17 protein-coding genes and 1 tRNA gene are annotated in these 21,384 nt (G+C 62.4%); 12 read left to right on the top strand and 6 right to left on the bottom strand.

The features are described 5' to 3' along the window. Nucleotides 1-172 precede the first annotated feature (172 nt). A complete protein-coding gene (locus tag AC3D25_RS14895; protein WP_488889132.1) occupies nucleotides 173-475 on the top strand; it encodes an H-NS histone family protein in 303 nt (100 codons plus the stop codon). A 236-nt stretch (nucleotides 476-711) separates the two neighbouring features. Further along, entirely contained in the window at nucleotides 712-1,893 is a 1,182-nt protein-coding gene (locus tag AC3D25_RS14890; protein ID WP_488889131.1) for a cation diffusion facilitator family transporter, read from the top strand. Here AC3D25_RS14890 and AC3D25_RS14885 read toward each other — a convergent pair whose 3' ends face one another. The 3 genes from AC3D25_RS14885 to AC3D25_RS14875 form a co-directional block, all read right to left on the bottom strand. Next, nucleotides 1,894-2,352, bottom strand: a complete 459-nt coding sequence (locus AC3D25_RS14885) for an Lrp/AsnC family transcriptional regulator (protein WP_488889130.1) — start codon at nucleotides 2,350-2,352, stop codon at nucleotides 1,894-1,896. 95 nt (nucleotides 2,353-2,447) lie between these two features. Continuing rightward, nucleotides 2,448-3,095 (bottom strand): 3'-5' exonuclease family protein, encoded by a 648-nt coding sequence (locus AC3D25_RS14880; RefSeq protein WP_488889129.1) that lies wholly within the window; start codon nucleotides 3,093-3,095, stop codon nucleotides 2,448-2,450. Continuing rightward, nucleotides 3,092-3,736 carry an MBL fold metallo-hydrolase gene (locus AC3D25_RS14875; RefSeq protein ID WP_488889128.1) on the bottom strand — a complete coding sequence of 215 codons (645 nt, stop codon included), beginning with the start codon at nucleotides 3,734-3,736 and terminating at the stop codon, nucleotides 3,092-3,094. Before AC3D25_RS14875 ends, AC3D25_RS14880 begins: the two co-directional genes overlap by 4 nt. Nucleotides 3,737-4,387: 651 nt before the next feature. Here AC3D25_RS14875 and AC3D25_RS14870 point away from each other — a divergent pair. Further along, nucleotides 4,388-5,002 (top strand): septal ring lytic transglycosylase RlpA family protein, encoded by a 615-nt coding sequence (locus AC3D25_RS14870; protein ID WP_488889127.1) that lies wholly within the window; start codon nucleotides 4,388-4,390, stop codon nucleotides 5,000-5,002. Between the two features lie 50 nt (nucleotides 5,003-5,052). Here the strand turns inward: AC3D25_RS14870 and rsmI are convergent, their stop codons facing one another. Then, nucleotides 5,053-5,934, bottom strand: a complete 882-nt coding sequence (rsmI, locus tag AC3D25_RS14865; protein ID WP_488889126.1) for a 16S rRNA (cytidine(1402)-2'-O)-methyltransferase — start codon at nucleotides 5,932-5,934, stop codon at nucleotides 5,053-5,055. Nucleotides 5,935-5,963: 29 nt separating this feature from the next. Here rsmI and AC3D25_RS14860 point away from each other — a divergent pair, with 29 nt between their 5' ends. The 8 genes from AC3D25_RS14860 (at nucleotide 5,964) to AC3D25_RS14825 (ending at nucleotide 14,183) form a co-directional block, all read left to right on the top strand. After that, complete coding sequence (locus tag AC3D25_RS14860; RefSeq protein WP_488889125.1) at nucleotides 5,964-6,356, top strand: YraN family protein; 393 nt, start codon at nucleotides 5,964-5,966, stop codon at nucleotides 6,354-6,356. A 137-nt stretch (nucleotides 6,357-6,493) separates the two neighbouring features. Next, nucleotides 6,494-7,081: a phosphoheptose isomerase gene (locus AC3D25_RS14855; protein WP_488889124.1), complete on the top strand. Its 588-nt coding sequence runs from the start codon at nucleotides 6,494-6,496 to the stop codon at nucleotides 7,079-7,081. A 30-nt stretch (nucleotides 7,082-7,111) separates the two neighbouring features. Continuing rightward, on the top strand, nucleotides 7,112-7,897 hold the full coding sequence (locus tag AC3D25_RS14850) for a BON domain-containing protein (protein ID WP_488889123.1): 786 nt from the start codon (nucleotides 7,112-7,114) through the stop codon (nucleotides 7,895-7,897). After that, the gene (locus AC3D25_RS14845) at nucleotides 7,894-8,232 is read left to right on the top strand and encodes a c-type cytochrome (RefSeq protein WP_488889122.1); all 339 of its coding nucleotides are present in this window, start codon (nucleotides 7,894-7,896) and stop codon (nucleotides 8,230-8,232) included. The genes AC3D25_RS14850 and AC3D25_RS14845 overlap by 4 nt, the downstream gene beginning before the upstream one ends. Before the next feature lie 90 nt (nucleotides 8,233-8,322). Continuing rightward, nucleotides 8,323-8,398 (top strand) — tRNA-Ala (locus AC3D25_RS14840). 523 nt (nucleotides 8,399-8,921) lie between these two features. Next, nucleotides 8,922-10,748 (top strand): DEAD/DEAH box helicase, encoded by a 1,827-nt coding sequence (locus AC3D25_RS14835; RefSeq protein WP_488889121.1) that lies wholly within the window; start codon nucleotides 8,922-8,924, stop codon nucleotides 10,746-10,748. A 382-nt stretch (nucleotides 10,749-11,130) separates the two neighbouring features. Then, complete coding sequence (locus tag AC3D25_RS14830) at nucleotides 11,131-12,699, top strand: methyl-accepting chemotaxis protein (protein WP_488889120.1); 1,569 nt, start codon at nucleotides 11,131-11,133, stop codon at nucleotides 12,697-12,699. Between the two features lie 179 nt (nucleotides 12,700-12,878). Beyond that, nucleotides 12,879-14,183, top strand: a complete 1,305-nt coding sequence (locus tag AC3D25_RS14825) for a solute carrier family 23 protein (protein ID WP_488889119.1) — start codon at nucleotides 12,879-12,881, stop codon at nucleotides 14,181-14,183. Between the two features lie 60 nt (nucleotides 14,184-14,243). Here AC3D25_RS14825 and AC3D25_RS14820 read toward each other — a convergent pair whose 3' ends face one another. Then, nucleotides 14,244-15,920: a Na+/H+ antiporter gene (locus AC3D25_RS14820; protein ID WP_488889118.1), complete on the bottom strand. Its 1,677-nt coding sequence runs from the start codon at nucleotides 15,918-15,920 to the stop codon at nucleotides 14,244-14,246. Between the two features lie 464 nt (nucleotides 15,921-16,384). On the opposite strand from AC3D25_RS14820, the gene AC3D25_RS14815 reads away from it, so the two are divergent. Next, nucleotides 16,385-17,695 carry an EAL domain-containing protein gene (locus AC3D25_RS14815; protein WP_488889117.1) on the top strand — a complete coding sequence of 437 codons (1,311 nt, stop codon included), beginning with the start codon at nucleotides 16,385-16,387 and terminating at the stop codon, nucleotides 17,693-17,695. 3 nt (nucleotides 17,696-17,698) lie between these two features. Here the strand turns inward: AC3D25_RS14815 and AC3D25_RS14810 are convergent, their stop codons facing one another. After that, nucleotides 17,699-21,256, bottom strand: coding sequence for an indolepyruvate ferredoxin oxidoreductase family protein (locus AC3D25_RS14810; RefSeq protein WP_488889116.1), 3,558 nt, complete (start codon nucleotides 21,254-21,256; stop codon nucleotides 17,699-17,701). Between the last annotated feature and the right edge of the window lie 128 nt (nucleotides 21,257-21,384).

Genomic DNA, 21,384 nt, shown 5'->3' with positions numbered 1-21,384 from the left:
GAATCACACCAATTGTTACGACGGCAACGCATGAACCATTTATTCCCGAATATGACGACGCAGATTTAATTGGAATTGTGTTAATCTGCGTTCCATTCCGAGGCAACACCTATTAAGCCAGAGCGGGCACTACGACTCGCCAGTTATACAAACCACCACAGGAATTACCATCATGTCGTCCTACAAGGAACTTCTCGCACAGCGCGAGAATCTCGAGCGCCAGATCGAAGAAGCGAAGTCCCGCGAATATGCGGAAGTACTTAATGAAATCAAGCAGAAAATGGCCGATTACGGCATCACGCTCGCGGAGCTTTCGGGCGGCCGTGGCGCTAAAGCTGCGAAAGGTACGCGTGCTCGTGCGGGCGTAGCGCCGAAATATCGCGATCCGGATAGCGGAAGCACGTGGTCGGGCCGCGGAAAGCCGCCGAAGTGGATTGCTGGTCAGGATCGCGATGGTTTCCTGATTCAGAAGTAATCGCAGTAATTCCGAAAAAGCCGCGTCTGTATGGGGTTATGCAGGCGCGGCTTTTTTACGTCTGTACGTTTCGACGCGGCTTGCTGGCTCCGCTATAAACCGTCCGAAGGCCTTGGAATGCGAATGCGTCGCGTTATAAGTCAATGATTTATAAGGAAATTATTTCGATAGCCAACCCGTTGGGCGCAGGCCGTGAGTAAAATCGAAGTTCGTTAATCCCATTAAAAGAAATTTACATGACGCTTTCGGCCACGCGCTTGGCGGAGAAACAGCAGGTTGCCCGCCGCACGACGCTTACGAGCATCGTGCTCAACGCCATCTTGATGACGGCGCAGATTGTCGTCGGGATTTTCGCGCATTCGCAGGCGTTGATCGCGGACGGCGTCCATTCGCTTGCCGATTTAGTGTCTGATTTTGTCGTATTGATTGCGAATCGCCACAGCGCGGCGGCGCCGGATTTCGACCATAACTACGGACACAGCCGCTATGAAACCGTGGCGTCGTTATTTCTCGGCGGGCTGCTGATTGTAGTGGGCGCTGGAATGCTCTGGCGCAGCGGAGAAAGAATCGCGAATCTTCAGAATATTCCAACGATTCATTTAAGTGCGCTCGGCGTCGCAATCGTTGTCCTGATTTCAAAAGAGGTCTTGTTTCGCTATATGTTGCGCGCTGCCGAGCGCGTTCGCTCGGCGATGCTTATTGCCAATGCCTGGCACGCGCGTTCCGACGCCGCTTCTTCGCTTGTCGTGGCGCTGGGGATTATCGGCAGCATGGCCGGATTTCCTATTCTCGATCCGATCGCGGCGGCCATCGTGGGTTTTATGGTCGGTAAAATGGGCTGGACGTTCGGCTGGGATGCATTACAGGACCTTTCCGACCGCGCGCTCGATCAAACCACTACCGCTGATTTACACGCGCTCCTGCGCGCCACGCCGGGCGTTCGCGACGTTCACGAATTGCGGACGCGGAAAATGGGCGATCTCGCGCTGGTGGACGCCCATATACTCGTCGATCCGTTGATTTCGGTTTCAGAAGGCCATTACATCGCGGAGACAGCGCGCGTGCGTGTATTGAAAGACCCGCGCTTCGTCGATGCGCTGATTCACGTCGATCCCGAAAACGATGCGCTTCATCCGCCGCCCGGGCATCTGCCAATGCGGCCCGTCGTAATCGATGCGGTATGCGCGGCTTTCGATGCCGCCGGTTTATCGTTCGAGACGGTGAATCTGCATTATCTGAGCCGAGGGTTCGATATCGAGGTGGTATTGCCCGCGTTCGCCATCGACGAAGACCAGGCAGCAGCGAGCGCGCGACTCGCGGCCGTCGATTTCGAGGCGTTGAAGGAAAAACTGGGCGCGCGCGCGATCCGGCTCACGCGTTCCTTGCGTGCGCCGGTCTCGCGCGGACAGCCGCACTGATTACAGCGGCAATTGCGTATCGAACTTGATTTCGCGCAGCACCACGCTGGTTCTGACTTGGGCGACGGCCGGGATCTTGAAAATGCGGTCGTGAAGGAACGTGTCGTAGGACTTGATATCCGGCGCGACTATTTTCAGGATGTAGTCGGCCTCGCCCGTGGTGCTGTAGCACTCGGTCACTTCCGGGCAGGTGGCGATTTCCCGTTCGAACTGTTCGACGCCGCCCTCGGTGTGGCGCGTCAGATGGATATGCGCGAGCGCGCAGACGTGCAGGCCGAGTTTTTCACGATCGAGCAGCGCGGTGTAGCGCTGAATCACACCCGACTGTTCCATGTCCTTGATTCGCCGCCAGCAAGGCGTGCTGGACAGCCCGACTTGATCGGAAATTTCCTGCACTGAGCGGCGCGCGTCCAGTTGCAGGAGGCGCAGGATTTTTTGTGAGAACGTATCGAGAGTCAACTGCGCCTCCGTTTGGTCGCGACCTGACTCCCATGGTAGAGGCGGCGGAAAAGAAACGCAATGCGAACTGCCCGCTGTGAGGGAGTTTCCCTAACTCACTGCCCAGACTGCGCGTTTTGTCCTTCGTCGATATTCGGGTTTTCAGTTACCGGGCCGGCAGGCGCGATCTGGGCCGCCTGACGCGCGCGCAGCTCGGCCAGCATGTTGCAGAAGAGCGCGCCTTGCTCGATGGCGTCGTCGAGCGCGACGTGCGTGTGCGGGTGCTCGTCGAACCAGTGTTTCGGCAGCCGCGGCTTGATGGCCTTGCGATACGGCAGGTCGGTCATCGCGAAAGCGAGCGTCTTGATATCGAGCGCCGACCACGAATACGGGCAGCGCCCGGCGAATCGCATCATGTACCAGAACATATAAGTGAAGTCGAAGCCCGCCGGATACGCGACGAACACCGGCTTCCCCGGGAGCGCCTCGACCCACTCCACGTATTCGCGCAGCGCGGCTTCGGGCGCGCGCAGATCCGTGCGGCACGCGGCCCACGCCTCCGGCTGCGTTTTCCACCACGCGGCCTGCACCGGGTGCGCCGTCGCGCCTTCGAGCGTTTCGAGATTCACGGAGAACGTGCCGATCAGTTGTTTATCGGCGGTGTAGGCCGCCGACGCGAAACTCAGCATCGAATGCGGGCCAGGAATCGGACCATCGGCTTCGACGTCCGTGCTGACGTAAATTTCCTGAATCGGCTTGTTCATGCCGGCACCCCGTCGCGCACGTGCGGATTCGAGCGGCGTTCCTGGCCGAACGTCGAGGTCGGACCGTGGCCCGGCACGAACGTCACGTCGTCGCCGAGCGGCCAGAGCTTTTCGCGGATCGCGCGGATCAGGTCGCCGTGATTGCCGCGCGGAAAGTCGGTGCGCCCGATCGACCCGGCGAACAGCACATCGCCCACGAGCGCCAGCCGGTGCACGCGGCTGTAGAAGATCACGTGTCCCGGCGTGTGGCCCGGACAGTGATACACCTCCATGGTTTCCGCGCCGAACGTGACCGAATCGCCGTCCGCGAGCCAGCGTTCCGGCGTGAACGCCTCGCCGGCCTCGAAACCGAATCGTTTGCTCTGCTCGGGCAACTGGTCGATCCAGAACGCGTCGTCGGCGTGTGGGCCTTCGATTTCCACGCCGTAGTGCGTCGCAAGCGCCTTCGCGCCGCCGCAGTGATCGAGATGGCCGTGCGTCAGAAGGATTTTTTCGACGGTGACATCCTGCCGCTCGACCTCGCCGATGATCCGCGCAATATCGCCGCCCGGATCGACGACGACCGCGCGCCGCGTGGTCTCGCACACGACGATCGAACAGTTTTGCTGGAAGGGCGTCACAGGGACGAGAGTGACTTTCATGGTCGGTCAGCCGAACGCGTAAAAACGTCCATTGTACCGGCCCCTTGGGCGCCGCGTTTCGGGCTCGTGTTAGCGTCAAAAATCCGTAATTCTTACAGCCATAGCGAGAATCAATGACGGAAAACTCAGTCCGGGGGGTATGACTGCTATTTTTGGGTATAATGAGCTCAAGTGTGCATGGGTTCACCATGCCGTCAACCGATGATTCATACGACGCATAGCGCGTTTTTACAATCGTCATCAAATACGCGGTTGGAAGCCACAAGCTTCGCGACTGCGACTCAAAGCATCGTTTCATCGATGTACACGTCTTGTCCGGCCGGATGCGATGCATCTGCCTGCGGCCTAGCTGCCGCAACGCCGGATGGGGCCTACGCCGCTGTTCCTGCGCTGTGTTTGCGCGCAAGAACGTGATAGCCACGTTCGATGGCGGCATGTGGGGTCTGGTCAGGCTGCCAGGGACAGGTTGCGCCAGACGTGAAAATTAACCGGGCATGAGCGGCGACGTACGCCGCACCCGAGCATCGGCTTGCCGTTCGTTTTTACGAGCGGCGCTGTCCGTTGTCCGGAAACGCCCTGAGCCGCTTCAAGCGACCCGTGCGCCAGTTCTGCACGGAGCGCGGCGGCTCGACAACGAAGACCAAAAAATCTATGAATGCTCGACTTACTCGACATCTTGGGAGCCTTTTTGTCGTAGCAATCCTCACGGGTTGCGCGATGCCAGGCCCCGCCGATCAAGCCAGCAATTCGTCAGGCAATAACTTCTTGAGCACGAACAGTGCCCAGCCTGCTGCCCGCAGCCGCGCGCCGCTCGCCTACGACTCGAAGATCGCATCGCTGCCGGGATCGAGCCCGAAAGCCGCCGATACACCGTCGCTCGCCGACGCCGAGCCGATCACAGCGGGTCCGGATGTCGGCGATTTCGAGCAGCAAGGCCGCGCTTCCTGGTACGGCCGCGCGTTCCACGGCCGCAAGACGGCGAGCGGCGAGCGTTACGACATGCACGCGCTCACCGCCGCGCACCGCACGCTGCCGCTGGCGTCGTGGGTACGTGTGACGAACGAGTCGAACCAGAAGACGGTCGTCGTGAAGATCAACGATCGTGGTCCGTATGCACGTGGTCGCGTGATCGACTTGTCGTATGCGGCGGCTGCCGCGCTCGGCATGCGCGGCGCAGGCACCGGCAAGGTGAAGATCGAAGGGTTGACGCAGCAGGAAGCGCGCGTCGCACGCGAGCAGTACGCGTCGAATTCGTCGCTAAATTGATCCGCTGAATCAGCAACATGCAAAAACGGGCCGTTTCGACGGCCCGTTTTTTATTGCTCGCCCGCTTTGCTAATTTCCAGCGCGCGGGCGTAGAGCGTCTTCTTCGACGCCCCCGTCAGCGTTGCGGCGAGCCGCGCCGCGCTGCTCACCGATAGCTCTTCGAGAAGCGTCGCGAGCAGGGCGTCGTGCGCGTTTTCCGTGGCTTCGGTTTGCGGCGCGCCTTCCACAACTAGCACGAATTCGCCGCGTTGCCGGTTCGGATCGCCGGCGAGCCACGTTGGCGCTTCGGCCAGGGTGCATCGATGCAGGCTCTCGTGTAACTTCGTGAGTTCGCGGGCAATCAGAATTTGCCGGGCGCCGCCGAGATGGTCCGCGAGCGCTTGAACGGTCTCGACAATCCTGTGCGGCGCTTCGTAAAACACCAGCGCGGCGCTTTGCGTGGCGAGCGTCTGAAGTTGCGTCGCGCGCTGCTTCGGCTTGCTCGCGAGAAAGCCGATAAACGTGAAGTTTCGAACCCAGTCGCCCGCTGCACTCAGCGCGGTGGTGAGTGCGCTCGCGCCCGGCAGCGGGATGACCGGAAAACCCGCGTCGCGCACGGCATCGACGAGTTTTGCGCCTGGGTCCGAGATGCCGGGCGTGCCTGCATCGGAGACGCACGCGATCCGCTCGCCCAGCCGCAAATGCTCAATCACCCGTTCGGCCGCGCTGCGCTCGTTGTGCTCGTGCACGGCGATCGACGGTTTCGAAATGCCGTAGCGCGACAGCAATTGCGCGGTGTTGCGCGTGTCTTCGGCGGCGATGCGGTCGGCCAGGCCGAGCACGTGAAGCGCGCGCAGCGTGATATCGGCGACATTGCCGATCGGCGTCGCGACGATGTACAGCGCGCCCGCCGGATAGTGCTGGCCGTGCGCGAGTTCGGAGAGTGGAAGCATGAAGGCGGCCGTGTTGCTCGAGGCCGTCATTGTGCCACGCGGATCACCACAACTTTTGGGGGAGCGCCGTGTCCAAAACGGTCGGCGATGCGTTCGAAGCCCATGCGCTCGCATTCCTGCAGCGCCAGCGGATGCGTCTTGTCGCGCGCAACGTGATGTGTCGCGGCGGCGAAATCGACCTCGTGATGCGCGATCGCGACGGCGCGCTCGTTTTCGTCGAAGTGCGCGCGCGGCGCGGTGGAAAGTACGCCGACGCCGTGACGAGTATCGGCGCGAAGAAGCGCTCGCGGCTGATTCGCGCGGCGCAGCATTATTTGTCGGCGTGGCGCGGGGCGCTGCCGGCGTGCCGCTTCGATGTCGTTGCGTTCGACGCGGGGCGCATCGTCTGGCTGCCCGATGCTTTTCGCGCCGACGACGCGTGAGCGACGGCGCACGCGATTGCGCGTCATGAGTACGGTAAACTGCGCGGAGCCATGACACGCGACGGTTGAGCGTTCAACCAGTCGCATCGACACCGAAACACATCACCGCGCCGCGCGCGGCCCATAACCGAGACTCGATGTCAGTCGAACGTATCCAGCAGCATTTCCGCGACAACGCGGCCGTCACCTTCGAAGCCCTCGAAACGCTGACGATGCCGATCGCCGCCGCGATCGACACTTTGTTCGGCGCGCTCGCCAACGGCTCGCGCATTCTCGCGTGCGGCAACGGCGGGTCGGCGGCGGACGCGCAGCGCTTCGCCGCCGCACTGATCGGCCGCTTCGAGCGCGAGCGCCCGGGCTTGCCCGCGATCGCGCTGACCACCGACACGTCGATCCTCACCGCCATCGGCAACGACTACGCGTTCGAGCAGATTTTCGCGAAGCAGGTTCGCGCGCTCGGGCAGGCCGGCGACGTGTTGCTTGCACTCAGCACGTCCGGCAATTCGGTCAACGTGCTCGCCGCCATCCAGGAAGCGCACGAGCGCGAGATGAACGTGATTGCGCTGACGGGCAAGGGCGGCGGCGTGATCGCCGAAATGCTCGCCGATACCGACATTCATATTTGCGTGCCGTCCGAGCGAACGGCGCGCATTCAGGAAGTGCATCTGTTGACGCTGCATTGTCTCGCCGACGGCATCGACGCGATGCTGCTCGGCGACGATTGACTTTAACAAGTTGAATAGGGGAACGAGTTGATGAACAAGACACGCGTCAAGTCGACGCTCGTGCGCGCCACGCTGATGGTGAGCCTGTTGTCGGGCGTCGCGCTGACGCTGCAGGGATGTCCGCTGCTGGTGGTGGGCGGCGTGGCCGGCGGCACGCTCGTCGCGACGGATCGACGTACGCTCGGCGCGCAAACCGAGGACCGCGAGATTCAGGTGAAGGCGACATCGCGGATTAACGAGAACCTGGCCGATCAGGCGCACGTCAACGTGACCGTGTTCAATCGCCGCGTGCTGCTGACGGGCGAAGTGCCGGACGACGCATCCAAGCAGAAGGCCGAGGCCGCGGTTCGCACGATCAATAACGTGAACAGCATCGTGAATGAGCTGGTTGTGCAGGGCGCGAGTTCGATTTCGTCGCGCGCCAACGATTCGTATCTCGAAGGGCGCGTGAAGACGTCGATGGTCGGCGAGAAGGATTTGTCGGCGAACTACTACAAGGTCGTGTGCGAGCGCGGCATTGTGTATCTGATGGGCTTGGTCACCGTCGACGAAGGCAATCGCGGCGCAGATGTCGCGGCGCGCGTGCCGGGCGTGTCGCAAGTCGTGAAGGTGTTCCAGTACATCAAGCCGGAAGAAGCGCAGGCACTGGCGGCGTCGGGTGCGGCGGCTGCGAGCGCGCCGACGGCCTCGCCTGCGGTTAGCGAGCCGACGGTGGGCGCGGTGCCGGATTCGTCGGTGAGCTCCAAGCCGCTCGACCAGCAGGCGCCCGCGCCGGTGAAGAATTCGGACGTGCATCCGGGGCCGGCGTCGAAATGATCGGCGTGCGGTTGATGTCGGCGGCGTGCGTGGGTGGCGCGCTGATGATTTCTTCGGCGAGCGCGGCCACGGCCACCGCGGGGCAGGAGATCGCGCGCAGCAACGCTTGCATGGGTTGCCACGCGATCGACGGAAAGCGGATTGGACCGTCGTTCCATCAGATCGCCGATAAGTACAAAGGCGATGCGACGGCTCCGGCGAAGCTCGTGCTGAAGGTCAAGAACGGTGGGTCGGGTGTGTGGGGCGCGGTTCCCATGCTGTCGCATCCGACCATGAGTCAGGGCGATTTGCAGACTGTTGTGGGGTGGATTTTGGCTGGGGCGCCTGAGAAGTAGGCTGGGTTTTGTGTCGGCGCGGTAGGGTTTTTTAGGGGCTGGACCGCTTGTCAGCGGGTATTTGGCCTGTGCTAGAATCGAAACTCGTTTGGGGGGGTAGCTCAGCTGGGAGAGCGTCGCGTTCGCAATGCGAAGGTCGGGAGTTCGATCCTCCTCTCCTCCACCAGGAATTCTTTATCTCATTGATGGGCAAAGTAAATTTGCCTAACACATCGCCGGTTCTGGCTTGGTGTCACCTAACGGTGTCACGCAAGGCAAACCGGCGATGGCTTTTGCACTTCCCTCATATCTGCATCGAAATCGCTATCGCGTTTTTTGTATCGGCGGCTGCGTCTCTCCGACTTCACTCGTACTTTGTATTTGTAGGTCAGTTGGCCACACGTGATCAAAGAGGACGGCGAATCGGCGGGACCGTTGGAACAGACCGATTTCCGGAACGCTTAGTCCCCTTCCGGCAGTCTTCACAAAGGCAAAAATCCGAAGCCGCATGGATTTACACCAATAAAAACTAAAATAGCACTTCATTCGGATTCCAAATCAAACGCACCGGAGACAGCTAAAACGAAAATCCCAGCACCGCACCGAAAAGACTTTCGAAGAAGTGTCATTCAAGGACTTACTTTGTTGCATTCCCAACAGACCAGGCCATGTTAGATTCGCCGATTCTAAAAAAATAACGGATCGCTAATATGGCCACAATCGTCCCTTCGCTTTCCACTTGCGTGGGAAAAATGCAGGCCGGAGAGCGGCGATTTGCCGAGCGACTTGAACAGAAACTCGAGAGTGATTATCTGATCTGGTACGACGTGCCTTTAGCATCCATGCAGTCCTATCCAGATTTTGTGATTGTGCATCCTCAGCGCGGTTTGCTCGTCCTTGAGGTAAAGGATTGGAAGCAGTCCTCCATTCTGAAGATCGATCGAAGCGGGTGGGAAATCGTTGGCGACCACGGCCCGAAAACGGTATCGAATCCGCTTGAACAAGCCAAGCGCTACACGCTGGAAATCATCAATGAGTTGCAGCGGGATCCGCAACTCCTGAATCCGACGGGACATCCGCATCAAGGGAAGCTGCTGTTCCCATGGACGTTCGGTGTGGTATTGCCAAACTTGACTCGCAAGCAGTTCACGGACGGCGGGTTTCATCATGCGATCAAGCCGCATCGAGTGATCTGCTCCGATGAGATGACCGAAGCGGTGGATGCCGAACAATTTCAGCGGCGTCTAAGGCGGATGTTCGAATATGAGTTCTCCGAGAAGTTGACCCTTCCGCAAATCGATCGAATTCGATGGATCCTGTTTCCGGAAGTTCGAATCGTCCCCCAGCAGCAGACGTTGTTCGACCATGAACCGGAACTCCCGGACATCATGGCGGTAATGGATCTTCAGCAAGAGCAACTCGCGCGCAGCATGGGCGATGGACATAGAGTCATTCATGGCGTTGCGGGTTCGGGCAAGTCGATGATCCTTGGCTATCGGGCCCAATATCTGGCGAGCCGCTCGGAGAAGCCGATCCTCGTCCTCTGTTATAGCGAGGCGTTGTCCAGGCGGTTGAAGTGCGAGATAGACGCGAAGGGAAAGTCGGATCGCATCGTAGTCCGCCACCTCCACGGCTGGTGTTCTGACCAGTTGAATGAGTATCACCAGTCCCGGCCAACCGAAACGGGCGATGCTTTCTATCCGGCATTAATTCAACGTGTCATCGATTGCGTCGAGCGTGGTTTTATTCCCGCCGCTCGGTACGGCGCGGTTCTGATCGATGAAGCGCACGATTTCGAGCCATCCTGGCTGAAGCTCGTCGTGCAAATGGTTTCACCGGAAAGCAATAATCTGCTTGTGCTGTACGACGACACCCAGTCGATCTTCAATCGATCCGGCAATCGTGGATTGAGTTTCAAGAGCGTTGGTGTTCAAGCGCAAGGCCGGACGACGATCCTCAAAATCAACTACCGCAATACCCGGCAGATTCTTGAGCTGGCCGCGCTGATCGCGAAAGACATTCTCGACCCGAAGGCGAGCGAAGACGACGGGGTACCGCTGATCCGCCCGGTCAGTTGCGGGCGAGAAGGGCCGCCACCCGTTCTGATCAAGCTTCCGTCGCTTCGGGACGAGACGACCGAGATTGCCCGACGCCTGGCTCAGGCGCATCAGCACGGTGTTGCGTGGCAGGACATGGCGATTGTGTATCGCACGTGGTCGGTTGGCCAGGTTTGCGTGGACGCGCTCGAACGAGCAAAGATTCCCTACCAATGGCAGCAGCGGGACAAGAAGTCGTACTCGCCTACGGCGGATACGGTGACGGTCATCACCATGCACGCGAGCAAGGGCCTGGAATTTCCCTTCGTCGCCATTCCGGGCGTAGGAGGGCTCTCGGTGGAAGAGAACAAGGTGGAGGAGGAGGCCCGTCTGTTCTACATCGCCGCCACGCGCTCGACCGATCAGCTTTTGGTGACCGGAAGCGGGGACTCGCTGTTCATGCAGCGGCTGTTTCCCGAGGTAACGTTGCCCGTTGCATGACGCGCGTGGGTTGAGATATCGCGCCTCTCGATCGAGAGCGCGGAATCACTCGCGGACGCCCCCCAAAAAAAACCGCTCAAAGCCGGGGAGCCTCGAGCGGAGAAAGATCGGAGAGTTACAACGAAAACATGCATCGTCGCGGGACGGCGACGCATCGAGAGTAAGCATACGTCCCGTCCCCAATTATCCCAACCCGAAAACTCCTAAAGCTCAAAAGCGTCTTAATCGCGCGTTGAATCGTTTGCGTCATATATTGACTATTCTTTGCTCAAGATTTCTCCTCGGCGCGCCGTAAAGCGGCTGTGCGTGATTCAGATATCGCGCGAAAAAAACGCGGCGTCGCGCCGGACCGGCCGGTTCGGCGAACGCGAGGAGACCCCTAATGAAATGGTTTGACCGCCTTCCCGTATTGAGCAAGCTGCTGCTTGCATTTGCCATCGTGATCCTGTTCGCCGCGGGTGTCGGCGTGATGGGCGTCATGTCGCTCGCGAAAATGAACGCCATCGCCGAGGAAATCAGCGGCCGTCATATGGACGGCGTCTACTGGGTCGAGGAAGCGAACAAAAACAAGCTCGATACCGATCTGGCCGCCTCCAATCTGACCTTCTCCGACGATGCCATCAAGGACAAGCTCAAGCAGAGCATCGTCCAGTCGCTCGCGTCAATGCACCGCGCGCTCGACAACCTGAAGCCGACCATGCGCTCGCCCGAAGGCAACGCGCTCTACGCCGAAGTCATCAAGCGCTCGGCCGCGTGGGAAGACATCGTGCAGATGCAGATCGGCGCGAAACCGATGCCGATGAGCGTCGACCAGATGGGCCTCATCTCGCAGGCAATCGCGGCGAGCGAGCAAGTGCGCGACGCCATCGAAAAGCTCGTGAACTTCAAGCGTCAGCGCGCGATTTCGGCGAAAGAGGCGTCGGCGGCAGAATACGCGTCGATGCGTCTCGTGATGATTTCGCTCGTCCTCGCCTCGCTGATCGCGGGCGCGCTGCTCGCCGTGGTGATCGGCCGTCGGCTCGCGGCGCAGCTCGGTGGCGAACCGGCGTACGCGGCGGATATCGCGAATCTCATCGCGGACGGCGATCTTTCGACCCGCGTGGCGATCCGCGCCGGCGATGAATCCAGCATGCTCCACAGCCTCGCCAACATGAGCGCGAAGCTGGCGCAGATCGTCGGCGGGATTCGTCAGTCGAGCGAGTCGATCCTACTGGCATCGCGTGAAATCGCGCAGGGCAACACGGACCTCTCGCAACGCACCGAGGAGCAAGCGGCGTCGCTGCAGGAAACGGCGTCGAGCATGGAGCAACTCACGGCCACGGTACGCCAGAACGCGGAAAACGCGCAGCAGGCAAGCGGGCTCGCGCACGGGGCGTCGGAAGTGTCGGCGAAGGGCAGCGAACTCGTCGGCGATGTGGTCGACACCATGCGCGATCTGGCGAAAGGCTCGAAGCGGATGACGGACATCATCGCGGTGATCGAGGGCATCGCGTTCCAGACCAACATTCTCGCGCTGAACGCGGCCGTGGAAGCGGCGCGGGCGGGCGAGGAAGGGCGTGGCTTCGCGGTCGTCGCGGGCGAGGTGCGCAATCTTGCGCAGCGCAGCGCGATGTCGGCGAAGGAAATCAAGGAACTGATCGAGGCATCGACGGCGCGCGTCGACACCGGCGCGGAACTCGCCGAAAAGGCGGGCCGCACGATGGCCGAAGTCACGCAAGCGGTGCAGCGCGTGACGGATATCATGGGCGAGATTTCGGCGGCGTCGCACGAGCAAAGCACGGGCATCGAGCAGGTGAACCGCGCGGTCGCGCAGATGGATCAGGTGACGCAGCAAAACGCGGCGCTGGTCGAACAGGCGGCGGCTGCCGCGGGCGCAATGGCCGATCAGGCCGAGCACCTGAAAGGCGCGGTCGCGATTTTCGATCTCGGCGGCCGTCGAGTGACTGCTTGATCGCCTCCATCGGCGTCTAATGGCGGTTTCGGGGCATCGCGCGGGCCGTTCTTCACGAACGGCCCGCGCCCTTGTCAGCGCGAAGGGCACTCCGTACACTCGCGCCTGATCGAATTTTCGATCCCACGACACGCGCGCCGCACCGACGGCGCACCGAACGCCGAGAAGGAGAGCGCCTCATGTCCAATTCCTATTTTCCGCGCTGGCGGGTCCAGCCGAGCGCCGACGCGGGCCGCGTGGTCGCGCCGGACGAACGCCTGCCCTGGCCGCAGATGTTCGCGATGGGCATCCAGCACGTCGTCGCGATGTTCGGTTCGACCGTGCTTGCGCCGCTCCTGATGGGCTTCGACCCGAATCTCTGCATCTTCATGTCGGGTATCGGCACGCTGCTGTTCTTCGTGCTGGTCGGCGGCCGCGTGCCGAGTTATCTCGGATCGAGCTTTGCGTTCATCGGGCTGGTGATCTCGGTCACCGGTTACGCGGGCAGCGGGCCGAACCTGAATATCGGCGTGGCGCTCGGCGGGATCATCGCGTGCGGCGTGGCGTATGCGCTGATCGGATTGATCGTGCAGGCTATCGGCACGCAGTGGATCGAAACGCTGATGCCGCCGGTCGTGACCGGCGCGATCGTGGCGGTGATCGGGCTGAATCTCGCGCCGATCGCCGTTAAGGGCGTGAGCAGCAGCAGCTTCGATTCGTGGATGGCGCTCGTCACCGTGCTCTGCGTGGGCGGCGTGGCGGTGTTCGCGCGCGGCATGGCGCAGCGGCTTTTGATCCTGATCGGCCTCGCAATCGCCTACGCGATCTACGCGATCCTCACCAACGGCGCGGGTCTCGGCGGCAAGCCAATCGACTTTTCGGTCGTCGCGAACGCCGCGTGGTTCGGCATGCCGCACTTCACGGCGCCCGTGTTCAGCGCGCAGGCAATGACATTGCTCGCGCCCATCGCCATCATTCTCGTGGCGGAAAACCTCGGCCACGTGAAAGCGGTCGGCGCGATGACCGGCCAGAGCCTCGACCGCTACATGGGCCGCGCGTTTATCGGCGACGGCCTCGCGACCATTCTCTCCGGCTTTGCGGGCGGCACCGGCGTCACGACCTACGCGGAAAACATCGGCGTGATGGCGGTGACGAAAATCTATTCGACGCTTGTATTCGTGATCGCGGCGGTGATCGCCGTCGTGCTCGGCTTTTCGCCGAAGTTCGGCGCGGTCATCCATACGATTCCCGGTCCGGTGCTCGGCGGCGTGTCGATCGTGGTGTTCGGGCTGATCGCGGTGACTGGCGCGCGGATCTGGGTCGTGAACAAGGTGGATTTCTCCGATAACCGCAACTTGATCGTCGCGGCCGTCACGCTCGTGCTGGGCGCGGGCGACTTTACGCTGAAGCTCGGCGGCTTCGCGCTCGGCGGCATCGGCACCGCGACGTTCGGCGCGATCATCCTGTACGCGCTGCTCCGGCGGCGCGGATCGGACGTGGTTTAACGCGTCGCAGCAAAGTTGCAGAAAGGCGGATCGTCACGATCCGCCTTTCTGCGTTTACGCTCATCGTTCGGCCATCATGCTGAACGGCTTGCGGCTGACAATCGCGGTCTCCGACAAATCGATCTCGCGCATCAACTTGTTCAGCGTCTCGTCGTTGATGGTCTGGCGCGCGCGCAACTTGAGCAATTCCGCGCGCTCGGCGCGCAGCGCGGCCATTCGCAGCTTCGTCTCGACGACTTCGGAGTGGCGCGCGGCGGCGCTCGGCGCTTCATCGTCGCCAAGCGCTTCCAGACGCCGCCGGTAAAGGCTCATCACGCGCGCGGTGGTGTCCGCGCAGCGCGCCGACGCGGCTTCGTCCATTTCGCCCGTCAGCTTGTCGTGCGTTTGATCGAGCGCGCGGATCGCCGCCTGTGCCGTGTGACGCCGCGCGATCCGTTCCTCGACCGAGTGCGGCTCGCGATTGCTTTTGATCCCGCGCAGCAAAATCGGCAGCCCGACGACGCCTATCAGCAACGACCCCAGAATCGCGCCCGACGCGATAAAAATAGCGAGGTCGCGGCCCGGCAGCGGCGTGCCGTCGTTGAGCACGACCGGCAGCGACAGCACGCCCGCGAGCGTGATCGCGCCGCGCACGCCGCCGATCGTCGTGATCGCGACGGTGCGCAAACCGGGCACCGCGTTCGTCACGCCGTGTTTGGCCGCGCCGCGGCTCGCGAACCAGCGCAACAACCACACCCACACGAACCGCAGCGCGTACAGCGCGACCAGCACGGCGACCACATAGCCGAGCAGAAGTCCGACGCGTTCGTTGCCGTCGTGATGCGCTTCGATCAGCGCCTGCCCGAGAATGTGCGGAAACTGTAGCCCGAGCAGGATAAACACCATGCCGTTGAACACGAATTCGATCATCGTCCAGGTGCTCGTCATGCGAATCCGCACGGGCGTACTGGTGCCTTCGCGCAGGCTCTGGAAGTTCATCATCATGCCCGCTGACACCGCCGACAAAATGCCCGAGCAGCCCGCGTGCTCGGCGAAAAGATAGGCGGCGAACGGTATCAGTAGCGTGAGGATGACGCCGGCGGCGGGGTCGTCGTTATTCGAAAAGCGGATCAGCCGCGCCGGCAGCGTGGTCGCGACCCAACTAATCGCCGCGCCGATCGCAAGCCCGCCCGCCGCAATGACGACAAAACTCACCGACGCCTCGCGCAGCGAAAACACGCCGGTCAGCGCGGCGGCAATGGCGAATTTGAGGGCGACGAGGCCGGACGCGTCGTTCATCAGCGCTTCGCCTTCGAGAATGTGCATCAGTTGCGCCGGAATCTTGCCGCGCCCGGCGATGCCCGAAAGCGCGACGGCGTCGGTCGGCGAGAGCACGGCGGCGAGCGCGAAGGCGACCGGCAGCGGCATCGCCGGAATCAGCGCGTGCAGAAAGTAGCCGAGCGCGCCGACGGTCATGAACACCAGCCCGAGCGCGAGCATCAGGATCGCGCGGCGCTGCATGAAGAGTTCGCGTTTCGGGATGCGCCAGCCGTCCGCGAACAATAGCGGCGGGATGAACAGCATCATGAACAGGTCGGGATCGAAGGTGACGTGCAGCCGGAAGCCCGGCCACGCGAGCAGCGCGCCGATGCCGATCTGGATCAGCGGCAACGGCAGCTTGAACGGCAAGAGGCTCAGACCGAAGCCGGAAAGGGCCACGGCCAGCAACAGAATCAAAACGGTAAAGACGATTTCCATATTCTTGGAGACTGCGTGTGGCGTGCCTAAACTGGTTGGAGGCGCATGTGCTTTCCATCGCGCGGTGAAGCGAAGTTTAGCTTGAGGCGTTTGACACGTCTTTTTATCAGGACGGGAGCGCTGAAAACGGTTCCGCACTGCCGTGGTGCGTGCGCCGGTGCGCGGCCATCCAAGTCAGCCTTTCCGCGGTGCAAAGCCGTGGACAAACGCCCCGCAAAGCCGTGTAGTCGCGCGAGCACGGAGCTTGCTTTATCGAGTGCCACGGGACGCCTAGATTCCCGATGCAGATTAACGAGGGGCAGTTCTATGAATGCAGAATCGGTGAACTTGGGCGCGATGAAAAACGCAGCCCGGCCTGCCGGACGGCGCCTGCGCGCCATGCTGCGGAATGTGCGTTGGGCGCGTTGGTGCCTTAGTGGACTTTGGACCGTGCTGCATGCGCGGACGCAGGCGAGGACGCAGCAATGGTGATCGCGAATCCCGAAAAGGCGACGCTTTCCGCACGCAACTTCCAACTCAGTGTCAGCTCGGGCTTCGACCGCTATTCGGTCGAGCACGGCGAGCTGACCTTGTCGAGCGTATTCCAGCCGGTGTTCAGCCTGTCGCACATGCGCGCGGTCGGTTACGAGGGCCTCTTGCGCGCGCATGACACGCTCGACCGGCCCGTGTCGCCGCTCGACGTGTTCGGGCAGGCGGCGCGCGTGGGCGAGGCTTTGCAGGTGGATCGGCTGTCGCAGGCGCTGCATCTCGAAAACTTCAAAGTGCTCGGCGCACACGACGAATGGCTTTTCCTGAACGTGCATCCCGGCGCGCTGACCGAGCCGTATCACGCCGCCGCGCTGATGGCGAACTTGAAGCGCCTGAAGATCGAACCGCGCCGCGTCGTGCTGGAAGTGCTGGAGCAGCGCGCCGAGGACATCGAACGGCTCGCGGAAGCCGTGCAGCAATTCCGCGAGCAAGGTTTCCTGATCGCGCTCGACGACTTCGGCGCGGGCCATTCGAATATCGAACGGATCTGGCAACTCGATCCCGATATCGTGAAACTCGACCGCGTGATGCTCTCGCACGCCGGTCACAACGTACACAACGCGCGCGCGTCGAAGCATCGGCGGAATATGGAGGCGATTCTCTCCGGCATCGTCGCGCTGCTGCACGAGGCGGGCAAGCTCGTGTTGATCGAAGGCGTGGAGACGGAGCACGAAGCGCAACTCGCGCTCGCGAGCGGCGCGGATTTCGTGCAGGGCTTTTTCTTCGCGCGGCCGAATCCGGGTCTCGCGGACAGCGCGCACGCGCTCACGATCATCAGCGAACTGACCGAGCGCTACCGCTTGCAGACCGAGGCGCGCGAGCGGCGCGTGACGCAGCGGCTCCAGCCGTATATGCGCGCGTTCGAACGCGCCGCCGAGCGGTTGTCGGCGGGCGAGGCGCTCGAAGAAGTGTGCTGGAATTTCCTCGCGCTCGATCACGCGGCGCGCTGCTTCCTCCTCGACCAGAACGGCCGCCAGGCGGGCCGCAACGTCGTGCTGCGCGCGGACCGGGCGGCGCACGAAGCGCGCTTTTTGCCGCTCGTCGATGCGCAGGGCGCGAACTGGCTGCGCCGGCCGTATTTTCGCGCGGCACTCGGCGGGCCGGATCGCGTGCACGTGACGACGCCGTATCTGTCGATCAACGAAGCGCTGCCGTGCGTCACCTTGTCGGTCGAAACGCGGATCAACGGGCAGCGCTGCGTGCTATGCGGCGATATCGACTGGATTGCGGTCGACGACGAGAGCTGACCGCTACTTCATCACCACGACCGGAATGCCCTTCAGGCTCGACGCGCCTTTCAGGCCGTCGAGCGCCGCCTGAACCGCCGCGCCCGTCGATCCCTCGATCCCGATTTTCGACGCCAGTTCGCGTTCGCGGCGCTTCATCGCGGCGAGGTTGGCGAGCTTGACGTGCCCGTAACCGCGCACGCGTTCGGGCAGGAGCGCGAGCGCTTCGATGTCTTCGACGTTGTGCGGGTCAAGCGCCTCGAACGCGCGCGCCATCGTGCGTTCGTAGTCGTCGGCGAGTTGGCGCTCCATCCGGCGTTCCGTCGTCTTGCCGAACGGATCGAGTAATCCGCCGCGCAGACGCCGGAACTTCGCCAGCGTTTTGAGCACGGGCCAGAGCCACTGGCCGAACGTCGTCTTGACCGGCTTTCCGCCCGCGCCGTGTTTCGGCAAAACCGGCGGCGCGAGGTTGAACTTCACCCGGAAATCGACGCCCGCCGTGCCGTCGAACTGCGTTTCCAGCGCGGCGCGGAACGCGGGATCGGCGTAGAGGCGCGCGACTTCGTATTCGTCCTTCACCGCGAGCAATTTGTAGAAGGTCGTCGCGACCGCGCGCGTCAACGCCTCATTGCCGTGCGCGGCGGCAGTATCGACGAGCTTGCGGAAGCGCGCCGGATAACGCGCGCCGCCGTAAGCCAGCAGCCGCATTTCGCGATCCGCGATCAACGCCGCGAGCGGCATCGCGCGCATGTCGGCGCGCGTGGGCTGCGGTTTGCGCAAGATATCGAGCGCGGCCGGTTCCGCTGCGGCGAGACGGCCGATTGCGAACGCCAGCGTGTTCGTCGGCACGGCGACGTTGTTCAGTTCGATCGCGCGCATCAGCGCCGCGTGCGACACCGGCACGAGGCCGAGTTGCCACGCGTAGCCAAGCATCAGGATATTTGCGCCGATGGTGTCGCCGAGAAAGCGCGTGGCGAGCGCCTGCGCGTCGCACGTATTCATCCGGTCCGATCCCGCCGCGTGACGCATTTTGTCGAGGAGCGCGTCTTCGTGCAGGTTCGCGTCGGGATTCTGCACGAAGGTCGCGTTCGGAATGGCGTGCGTATTCACGACGATCCGCGTGCGGCCGTGGCGCACGGTCTGCAACGCGTCAGCGCTCGCGCCGACCACCATGTCGCAGGCAAGCAGCACGTCGGCCTGCTGCGTATCGATGCGAACCTGGTTCAGCAGTGCGTCGCGCGCCGCGAAGCGCACGAACGACAGCACCGCGCCACCTTTCTGTGCAAATCCCATGAAATCGAGCACGGACGCGCTTTTGCCTTCCAGATGCGCCGCCATGCTGATGAGCGCGCCGACCGTCACGACGCCCGTCCCGCCGACGCCGGTAATCAGGATGTCGAAAGGCGCATCGTCGAGATGCAGCGCGGGTTTTTGCAGCGCATCGACACGTTGCGCGAGGACTGCCGGATCGAACGCGACGCCCGCCGTTTTTTTCAGCTTCGCGCCTTCGAGCGTGACGAAGCTCGGGCAAAAGCCGTTCACGCACGAGTAATCCTTGTTGCACGACGACTGGTCGATCCGGCGCTTGCGGCCGAGTTGGGTTTCCACCGGTTCGACCGACAGGCAATTCGACTGCACGCCGCAATCGCCGCATCCTTCGCAGACGGCTTCGTTGATAAAGAGACGCTTGTCGGGATCGGGATACTCGCCTTTTTTGCGCCTGCGCCGCTTTTCCGCCGCGCAGGTCTGGTCGTAGATCAGGACGGTCACGCCCGGCGTGTCGCGCAGACGGCGCTGCACGGCGTCGAGTTCGTCACGGTGATGGAAGGTCGTGCCGCGCGGGAATTGATCGGCGTGGCCGTCGAATTTCTCGGGTTCGTCGCTCACGACCACGAGCAACGCAATGCCTTCCGCCTCGACTTGCCGCGCGATCTGCGGCACGGAAATGCTGCCGTCCACCGGCTGGCCGCCGGTCATCGCGACGGCGTCGTTGTAGAGGATCTTGTAGGTGAGGTTGGTCTTCGCCGCGACCGCTTGCCGGATTGCCAGAATGCCGGAGTGAAAATAGGTGCCGTCGCCGAGATTCTGGAAGACGTGGGGCGTTTTCGTGAACATCGAATGGGAGGCCCAATCGACGCCTTCGCCGCCCATCTGGATCAAACCGGTCGTGTCGCGCTCCATCCACGAGGCCATGAAATGGCAGCCGATTCCCGCCTGCGCAACCGATCCCTCCGGCACTTTCGTGGAGGTGTTGTGCGGGCATCCCGAGCAGAAGTAAGGCGTGCGCTTCACGGCGTCGGCGACGTTCGACAGAATCTCCGGCGCGACCAGATCGATCACGCGCGAGCGCCGGTCGAGCGCGGGTTTGTGACGCGCGAGCCAGTTCGCGAACACGGGCAGCACGCGCGACGGCCGCAACTCACCGAGCGCGGCGAGCAGCGGCGCGCCGTCTTGCGCGTGCTTGCCGATCACGATCGGCCGCGCGCCGACCGTCCGGTTATAGAGATGGTCCTTGATCTGCTGCTCGATCACCGGCCCCTTTTCCTCTATCACCAGCACTTCCGACAAGTCCGCGACGAACTCATCGAGCCGCGTGGTTTCGAGCGGAAACGACAGCCCGACCTTGTAGATGCGCACGCCCGCCGCGTCGAGATCCGCGACCGTCAAATCGAGGCGGCGCAGCGCTTCCATCAAATCGAGATGCGCCTTGCCGCACGTGACGATGCCGACATCGGCGCGCGGACTCGGCGCGATCCATTTATCGATGCTGTTGAGCTTCGCGAAATGGCGCACGGCGTCGAGCTTGGCGAAAAGCCGCGCTTCGATCGTGAGACTCGGCAGATCCGGCCAGCGGTTGTGCAGGCCGCCGGGCGGCGCGGTGAAGTTTTCCGGCGTGCGCCACGTTGTCCGGATGGCGTCGAGATCGACGGTCGAACCGGATTCCACGGTCTCCGAGATCGCCTTGAAGCCGACCCACGCGCCCGAGAACCGCGACAACGCCCAGCCGTACAGGCCGAATTCGAGCATATCGGCGAGATTCGACGGATTCACCACCGGCATATGCCACGCGATCATCGCCTGATCGCTCTGATGCGGCATCGAGGACGACACGCAGCCGTGATCGTCGCCCGCCACGACCAGCACGCCGCCACGCGGCGACGAGCCATACGCGTTGCCGTGCTTCAGCGCATCGCCCGCGCGATCCACGCCCGGACCCTTGCCGTACCACATCGCAAACACGCCATCGACGGTGCGCTCCGGGTCCGATTCCACCCGCTGCGTGCCGAGCACCGCCGTGCCGCCGAGTTCCTCGTTGATCGCCGGGAGAAAACGCACGTCATGCGACGCGAGCAGTTTCTTCGCCTTCCACAATTGCTGATCGACCATGCCGAGCGGCGAGCCGCGATACCCGCTGATAAAACCCGCCGTGTTGAGGCCCGCCGCGCGATCGAGGTCGCGCTGCATCAACGCGAGGCGCACCAGCGCTTGCGTGCCGGTCAGAAAAATCCGTCCGCCCGAAGCGGTGAGGTTGTCGGCGAGCTGGTAGTTCGACAAGCCGGCGAGAGGCACGCGAGCGTTCATGGAGTCTCCGTTTTGTTGTGTGGCGCGTGACTTCATTTTTCGCCGACGAAACCGGAGATTTTTTGCGAACTTCGTGCAAATGCCTGAATACGCGAAACGTTCTGGGCGAAACGCAGCGTGGTTTGAGT

This window comes from Caballeronia sp. SL1002 (assembly GCF_057814995.1).
This window is presented reverse-complemented; position numbering and strand designations above follow the sequence as displayed.